The 7,494-nt window shown below is 72.4% G+C and carries 6 protein-coding genes and 1 rRNA gene; 4 read left to right on the top strand and 3 right to left on the bottom strand.

The annotated features are described in order from the left end of the window. Window positions 1-9: 9 nt before the first annotated feature. The 4 genes from rrf (at window position 10) to fusA (ending at window position 5,228) form a co-directional block, all read left to right on the top strand. Window positions 10-126 (top strand): 5S ribosomal RNA (gene rrf, locus GSF22_RS27750). Window positions 127-230: 104 nt separating this feature from the next. Further along, window positions 231-1,964 (top strand): S9 family peptidase, encoded by a 1,734-nt coding sequence (locus tag GSF22_RS27745; RefSeq protein WP_307804381.1) that lies wholly within the window; start codon window positions 231-233, stop codon window positions 1,962-1,964. Window positions 1,965-2,066: 102 nt separating this feature from the next. Next, window positions 2,067-2,753 (top strand): hypothetical protein, encoded by a 687-nt coding sequence (locus GSF22_RS27740; protein WP_208816688.1) that lies wholly within the window; start codon window positions 2,067-2,069, stop codon window positions 2,751-2,753. Between the two features lie 405 nt (window positions 2,754-3,158). Further along, window positions 3,159-5,228, top strand: a complete 2,070-nt coding sequence (gene fusA / locus GSF22_RS27735) for an elongation factor G (protein WP_208816687.1) — start codon at window positions 3,159-3,161, stop codon at window positions 5,226-5,228. Window positions 5,229-5,287: 59 nt separating this feature from the next. Here fusA and GSF22_RS27730 read toward each other — a convergent pair whose 3' ends face one another. From GSF22_RS27730 to GSF22_RS27720, 3 genes are all read right to left on the bottom strand, one after another. Next, entirely contained in the window at window positions 5,288-6,199 is a 912-nt protein-coding gene (locus tag GSF22_RS27730) for a MauE/DoxX family redox-associated membrane protein (RefSeq protein WP_208816686.1), read from the bottom strand. Between the two features lie 90 nt (window positions 6,200-6,289). Then, window positions 6,290-6,892 (bottom strand): cell wall protein, encoded by a 603-nt coding sequence (locus GSF22_RS27725; RefSeq protein WP_208816685.1) that lies wholly within the window; start codon window positions 6,890-6,892, stop codon window positions 6,290-6,292. 13 nt (window positions 6,893-6,905) lie between these two features. Further along, window positions 6,906-7,316 (bottom strand): hypothetical protein, encoded by a 411-nt coding sequence (locus GSF22_RS27720; RefSeq protein WP_208816684.1) that lies wholly within the window; start codon window positions 7,314-7,316, stop codon window positions 6,906-6,908. Window positions 7,317-7,494 lie beyond the last annotated feature (178 nt).

Genomic DNA, 7,494 nt, shown 5'->3' with positions numbered 1-7,494 from the left:
CGATAGGGTTACGGCGGTCATGGCGGAGGGGAAACGCCCGGTTACATTCCGAACCCGGAAGCTAAGCCTTCCAGCGCCGATGGTACTGCACTCGGGAGGGTGTGGGAGAGTAGGACGCCGCCGGACATCTTCACAGGTGTGGGCCACCCCGTTTGGGGGTGGCCCACACCTGTATCTGCATATGGGTAGACCCCGGCGGATGATCCGACAGAGGAGGCGGTGGCGGTTTGGTGGGCTACGACCAGCTCCGCTCCACCGGCGGAGCACTCTACTGGCTGGAGAGCCGGCCCGGCGTCGACGCGGAGGTGCTGGTCCGGTGGCGTCCGGACACCGGGCCGGTCGATCTGACACCACCCGGCCCCACCGGGATCAGTGCCGTACACACGCACGGTGGCGGTAACTATGCGGTGCTCGGCGACGAGCTGTGGTTCGCCGGCCGGGACGCTCTGTACCGGATACCCGACGGGCAGGCGGTCGCGGTGGCCACCGGTTCCTTCGCGGACCTGACCCCCGGAGCAGGGGAACTGCTGGGCGTGTGCGAGTCGGACGACGCGGACGCCCTGGTGGCCGTGCCGACGACCGGAGCGGCACAGCCGCGCACCCTGGCCGAGTCGTCCGGGTTCTTCGGTGCGCCCCGCCCCGGACCTGGTCTGCTGGCCTGGTGCTGGTGGAGCAAACGGGACATGCCGTGGGATGGCTGCGAACTGTGGGTGGCGGCGTACGACCCGGGTGACCTCATCGGTCATCCGGTGAAGCTCGCGGGCGGCCCGGACGAGTCGGCGATCGAGCCCCGCTGGGGGCCGGACGGCGCACTGTACTTCCTCAGCGACCGCAGCGGCTGGTGGAACCTCTACCGCTGGGACGGGACCTCGGTCGTCGCGGTGGCACCGATGGCCGCGGAGGTCGCGGCGGCACCCGGGGAACTCGGGTACGCCTCGTACGAGATTCTTCCCGACGGCCGCGTGGTGATGGTGGTGCAGGACGGCCCGCAGTACCGGCTGGTAATGACCGGCCCGGACGGCGCGGTACAGGACGTGCAGCTGCCGTACACGTCGATCAAGCCGTACCTCGCCGTGCACGGGGACGGGGTGGCGGTGATCGGGGCGGCACCGGACGTCCCGCAGCAGGTGGCCCTGGTGCATTTCGACGGCCCCGTACCGCAGGTCGAGGCGCTGACCCCGGTGCCGCCGGTTCCGCCTGCCGGACCGGATGTGCCCAGGCCGGTGCCGCTGCGGGTACCGGTCGGGAACGACCGTGTGGTGACGGCGTTGCTCCACCCGCCGGTCGGGGCCGCACCCGGCTGGCAGGCACCCGTGATCGTGCGGGTACATCCCGGTCCGACCGCCGGTTGCCAGCTCCGCCCGGACGCGTCGACGCGGTTCTTCACCGCTCGCGGGTACGCCGTGGTCGACGTGGACCACACCGGGAGCACCGGGTACGGTCGGGCGTTCCGCCAGGCGCTGCACGGTCGGTGGGGTGTCGACGACGTCGACGACTGCCGGGCCGTGGCCGGGTACCTGGTCGACGCGGGTGCGGCGGTACCGGGACAGGTCTTCGTCCGGGGGACCGGCGTCGGCGGGTACACCGCACTGCGTGCGGTTGCCGGGGACACGCCGTTCGCGGCGGCCACCGCGGTGTCGGCGATCGTGGATCCCGACCGGTGGGCCGCGGCGGCGCCCCGGTTCCACCGGGCACACGCCGTCCGGCTGGACAGCGGATCCGGCCGGGTCCGGGCGGCGGACATCCGGCAACCGGTACTGCTCGTCCACGGCTCCGTGGACGAGGTGGCTGCGGTCGACGACGTGCGCCGGCTCGCGGCGGAACTGGACCGGCAGGCGGTGCGGCACGAACTGGTCCTGCTCGACGGGGTCGGTCACCGGGGCGCCGCTTTGTCGGCTGAAGCGGTGCTGGCGGCCGAGTGGGCGCACTACCGGTCGGTCGTCGACGTCGCCGGGAAGGGCTGACCGGGCGGTCCGCAGGCCTGCCCGGTCACCGTGGGTTCAGATAGCCGCACGGTCCGGCGTTTCCCCTTCTCCTCCGGGTGGGTACGCCAACAGAATTGTCGTATGACGAAGGTGGCGGGCATCGCCGTCGTATCGGTCGGCGTCGTGCTGGGGCTGATCGCGGTGGTGTGGGGTGCCGCCGGGGTGGAGGCCGCGAGCTGGGTACTCGGTAGCATCGGCGGAGCTGTCGCGGTCGTCACGCTGCTCGCGCCCCTGGCCGGGGACCGACACCCCGCACCCGGCGGGTCGGGCGGCGTCGCCCGGCTGCCGGCGGGCCTGCGGATGCTTCTCGCCAGGATCGTGAACCACCGGAAGCCCGTCGCCGTCGCGGTCACCGTGCTGCTGGTCGGCGCTCTCGTCCTCTGGATCTCGCGCGAGCCCGGAGGGGAGGTCCCCGCGCAACGACCCGGTGCGGCGGTGGGTGCCACCGGTTCCGGTGGGGTCACCGGTTCGGCTGGCACCCGTTCCTGGCCGGCGCGGATCGCCAACGCCCCGAGCGGTACGTTCGCCTACCGGGGGCCGTTCACCGGTGCGGACGACCGGCGGGCCGAGCGATCGTACTTCCTGGACGATCCGCTGCACGTTGTGTGTCAGGAACGGCAGGGGCGAATGATCACCGACCGGGCCACCGGGGCGCGGAGTGCCATCTGGAACCGGCTCGACAACGACCTCTGGGTGTCCAACCTGTACACCGACCTGCCGCAGGACGAGGCGGGCGCGGTCCGGCTGGGCATCCCGGCCTGCACCTGACCGGGCCGGGCATCCGGGGGCACCGTCGGCCGGGCGGAAAACCGGTTGTGGCGCCGGGACGGCGATCTATAGTTGTCGACAGCCTTGAGCGCCCGGCCGTTCGTCGCGGGGCGCACCGTGACCAGTGAGGGGAGCCGGCCGTGCGGTACCGCACCGCTGTGGTGATTCCCGCGTCGCGGCACGAGGTGATTCTGGTGTCTCGGCCGGTGTCCGGTGTCAGCGGTACGGCTGTCGCCGGACGTCCGTGACGAACCTCTGAGCCGCCGTACCGGCCGGTCCTGAGCTGACCGGTCGGGCAGCGCCCTGACCTGTGCCACGGTACGGGTCGACGGTCGGCTGCCCCGGCCAGGTTTCCGTCCGGACCTCGTGTCGTCTGTTCCCGCACGCCACGAAAGGCCCCTCACCATGCGTAGCACCGTGCCCCACCCTGCCCAGGTCCCGCTGGCCCGGGTGCGTAACCTCGGCATCCTCGCGCACGTCGACGCCGGTAAGACCACCACCACCGAACGGATCCTGTACGCCACCGGCAGCACCTACAAGCGGGGGGACGTGCACGACGGTACGACCGTCACCGACTTCGACCCCCAGGAACGGGACCGGGGGATCACCATCTTCTCGGCGGCGGTGAGCTGCACCTGGCGGGACCACCGGCTCAACCTGATCGACACCCCGGGACACGTCGACTTCGCCGACGAGGTGGAACGCTCGTTGCGGGTACTCGACGGCGCGGTTGCGGTCTTCGACGGGGTCGCGGGGGTGGAGCCGCAGAGCGAGTCGGTGTGGCGGCAGGCCGACCGGTACGGGGTACCCCGGATCGCGTTCGTCAACAAGCTGGACCGGGCCGGCGCGGACCTCGACGTGGTCGTGGCGTCGATCCGAAACCGGTTACGGGTGACCCCGTTGGTGGTCCACCTGCCGATCGGTCGGGAGGACGGGTTCACCGGCGTCGTCGACCTGGTCCGGATGCGGGCGCTGGTCTGGTCCGGTGACGCTCCGTCGCCGGTGGAGCAGCCGGTACCGGACGGGCTACGCGACGAGGCGCGGCGCCGCCGACGGCTGTTGGAGGAGGCGGTGGCCGAGCGGCATCCGGCGGCGCTGGACGAGTTCTGCGCCGGTGCGTCGGTCACCGACTCGACGCTGGTCGGCGCCCTGCGGGAGATCACCCGTACCGGCACCGGGGTGGTGACGCTGTGCGGTTCCGCGTACCGCAACCGGGGCATCGAGCCGCTGCTGGACGCCGTGGTCGACTACCTGCCCGCCCCGTCGGACGTACCGCCGGTGCGGGGTACCGGGGTCGGCGGTGTGCAGGAACGGGCCGCCGACCCGGCGGCACCGTTCGCGGCACTGGTGTTCAAGGTGACCACGACCGGCGGCGGCCGGCTGACCTACCTGCGGGTGTACTCGGGAACGATCGGAAAGGGGGCGACGGTGCTGGACGCCGGGAGCCGCCGTACCGAGCGGGTGGGACGGATCCTGCGGGTCCAGGCCGACCGGCACACCGAGGTCGGGTCGGCCTCGGCGGGTGACATCGTCGCGGTCGTCGGAGTGAAGGCCGCCGGTACCGGGGCCACGCTCTGCGCCCCCGACGCCCCGCTGCTGCTGGAGGCGGCGGGTGTGGCGACGCCGGTGGTGAGTGTCGCGGTCGAGGCCCGGCGCGGCGTCGACACCGACCGGTTGGCCTCGGCGCTGTCCCGCCTGGTCGAGGAGGACCCGTCGCTGACCGTCGGTACCGACCCGGAGACCGGCCAGACCGTGCTGTCCGGGCTGGGCGAGCTGCACCTGGAGGTCGCGGTGGAGAAGATCCGTCGTACCCACGGGTTGGAGGTCGCCGTGGGCCGGCCGCAGGTGGCCTACCGGGAGACGGTGGTGCGCGGGGTGTCGGGGCTGCTCTACCGGCACGTCAAGCAGGACGGCGGCGCCGGCCAGTACGCCCACGTCATGCTCGACGTCGAGCCGTTGCCGGCGGGCTCCGGCGACGGGGACCTGGTGTTCGTCTCGACCGTGGTCGGGGGCCGGGTGCCCCGGGAGTACGTCCGGGCGGTGGAGGCCGGCTGCCGGGACGCCCTGGCGGAGGGACCGTTGGGCGGACACCCGGTGACCGGCGTCCGGGTCACCCTGACCGACGGGGCGACCCACGTCAAGGACTCCTCGGAGCTGGCGTTCCGGACCGCCGGACGGCTCGCGCTGCGGGAGGCCCTGCGGGTCAGCGAGATGGTCCTGCTGGAACCGGTGGTCGAGGTGACCGTCACCGTGCCGGAGGACGCCGTCGGTGTGGTGCTCGGTGATCTGGCGGCCCGCCGGGGACAGGTCACCGGCTCGGTACTGCGGGCGGACGCCGTGGTGGTCACCGCGACCGTGCCCCTGGCCGAGCTGTTCGGGTACGCGACCCGGCTGCGGAGCCGGACCCAGGGGCGGGGCACGTTCACCACCCGGTCCGCCGGCTACGCGCCGGCTCCCGGGGTACCCCGGAGGTAGCCCTGTGGTCACCCCGCCTGCCGCCCGTCCCGGGTGGCAGGCGGGGTGCGCCGGGCGGGTCAGCCGGCGTACGCCGGGCCGGTGGTCGCGGACCCGGCACCGGGTACCGGGTGGTCGGGCCGGCGGCGACCAGCGGTGTCCACGGTGGCGCCGAGGGCGGCGAGACTGGTGCCGGTGAGGTCGTCGACCAGGGCGACCCGGACCTCGTCCGGTTGGTGCCGGGAGCGGGGCACGGCGAACACCGCAGTCGCCGGCCGCCCCTGGTAGCGGGCCGAGTAGCAGACCATCCGCCAGTCCTCCTCCTCCCAGTGGTCCCGCACGTCCGAGTTGATCAGTGCGGCCACCTGCCGGTAGGCGGCGCTGAGCTGGAGCTGCTGGACACTGGCCAGCAGCGGAACGCCCGTACCGCCGGCCAGCGGGTGGGTCAGCCGGGCGCGGAGCCGGCGCAGCGGCAGCAGCCACGCCCGGTCCCACTCCGGTGACAGGGCCACCACCACCGCTGCGCCGACGAGTACGACCACCAGCGACCCGGCCGGGGCGGCGGTGACCGCGTCCAGCCAGTGGCCGGGGTCGACGACCGTGGCCAGGAGTCCGCCGGAGAGCAGTACCCCGGCCCGGACGAAACTGCGCGCGGTCACCGGGGTGCGTTGGGCGCTCAGGCAGCCGCAGGAGGCATCCGGTGCGGTGGTGCGGGAGTAGACCAGGTAGCCGAGGAACGCGGCGGCCAGGACGGTCGCCGCGACCAGTTCGGCGCGGGAGGCGGGGGGCAGTACCAGCAGGGTGCCGAGGACCAGCTCGACCAGGCCCAGCAGCCGGTACGCGGTCACCGCGCGCTGCTCACCGAGCGGACCCGCCAGGGCCGACCGGCGGGCGTTGACCGCCGCGTGCCGGCCGATCAGCTTGACCCGCGCGGACCAGATCAGCACCGCACCGATCAGCAGTGGTTGCAGGGCCGCCGTCAACTCGATCATCGTGCGTCCTCCTCAGCCAGCGGAGTCAGGTGGAGCCACCGGGCCGGGCGGATGCCGGGGCACCCGCCCGGAGCCGTGCGTCGGAACTTCTCAGGCGGCCGCGTAGACGGTCGCGATGTCGATCTCGTTGGTGTCGGGGTGCCAGGCGCCGATCACCTGCACGTGCCGGCCGACCCGCAGCAGCGAGACGTCGGAAACCGCCGGCGTGCCGTTGTAGACCGCTGCCGTGGTGCCGGGCACGATGTGCCCGACGATCCGCCGGCCCCGGTGGTCCAGGTGGAGCACGTTGCGCCCCATCGCGGCGATGTGCCCCTGGAGGTTGACGATGTTCACCCACAGCGAGTCGGCGGCCAGCGTCCCGTCCGGCAGCCGGACGCCCCGGGCGTAGAGGCCGTCGCCCTTCTCCACGCGGTCGAACGTGGTGGGATGCAGTTTCCAGATACTGGTGCCGGAGGTGATCCGGATCCGGTGCAGCGTGGTGTCGGATCCGGTCACCAGCAGCATCGTGCCGGTGATGCTGGTGACGCGACCCTCGGCGAAGTTCGGGTCGGGCGTGCCCGGGGCGACCGGTACCGGCTCGGCGGCCAGGGCGGTCTCCGGGGCCAGCGAGCCCAGCGCGGTGGCGCCGACGATGCCGGCTCCGCCGAGTACGGCGGTGCTGAGCAGCCGGCGACGGTCGATCGTGGTGGCCATGACGGAACCCCCTCTACGCGCTGACCGAGACGGGACGGACGCCGGTGGACAGGCTGGCGATCGCGCTGTACGCCGCCGGGGTGAGGTCGATGATCCGGTTGGTGCCACAGGCCGACCCGCAGCAGGTGCGCTCGCCGCACCACAGGTCGGTCTGCGGTCCGCAGTCGGCGATCGAGGTGCCCACCCGCGCCCCGTTGCAGAGGTTCGTGGTGTAGTGCACGAATCCGCAGGTCCGCCGGGTCATGCCGGTGATCCCGCAGGCATCCGGTCGGGTGATGGAGAAACAGGCGTCCGAGGCGTTGGGCCAGGCGTGCTGGTAGTTACCGGAGTTGCAGGTGCCGCAGGCACCCTTCCCGGTGGAGCCACAGGGTCCCCAGGCGTTGCCGCAACAGAACCAGGACATCTCGCCGGTGAATGCAGCCATTGCTGCTCCTTCCGCCGCGATAGACAACGACAGATATCGATATCAGCGCTCATTATTCTGGCAGAAATCCACGGAGGTCAATGACAGATTTGAAGATTTTCTTCGTCGCGGGAAGGGGTGTGTGGTGTGTGTCCGGGCGTCACGGGTGTCCGGTATCCGGGGCGGGTCGGGGCCGGTC

This window comes from Micromonospora echinofusca (assembly GCF_017614955.1).
Classification (GTDB): domain Bacteria; phylum Actinomycetota; class Actinomycetes; order Mycobacteriales; family Micromonosporaceae; genus Micromonospora; species Micromonospora echinofusca_A.
Note: the sequence above shows the minus strand (reverse complement) of the source record. Positions and strands in the feature narration are given on the sequence as shown.

Coding starts and splice junctions, on each gene's coding strand:
- GSF22_RS27740 (WP_208816688.1), top strand. CDS start 2,067: ATGACGAAGGTGGCGGGCATCGCCGTCGTATCGGTCGGCGTCGTGCTG.
- fusA (WP_208816687.1), top strand. CDS start 3,159: ATGCGTAGCACCGTGCCCCACCCTGCCCAGGTCCCGCTGGCCCGGGTG.
- GSF22_RS27730 (WP_208816686.1), bottom strand. CDS start 6,199: ATGATCGAGTTGACGGCGGCCCTGCAACCACTGCTGATCGGTGCGGTG.
- GSF22_RS27725 (WP_208816685.1), bottom strand. CDS start 6,892: ATGGCCACCACGATCGACCGTCGCCGGCTGCTCAGCACCGCCGTACTC.
- GSF22_RS27720 (WP_208816684.1), bottom strand. CDS start 7,316: ATGGCTGCATTCACCGGCGAGATGTCCTGGTTCTGTTGCGGCAACGCC.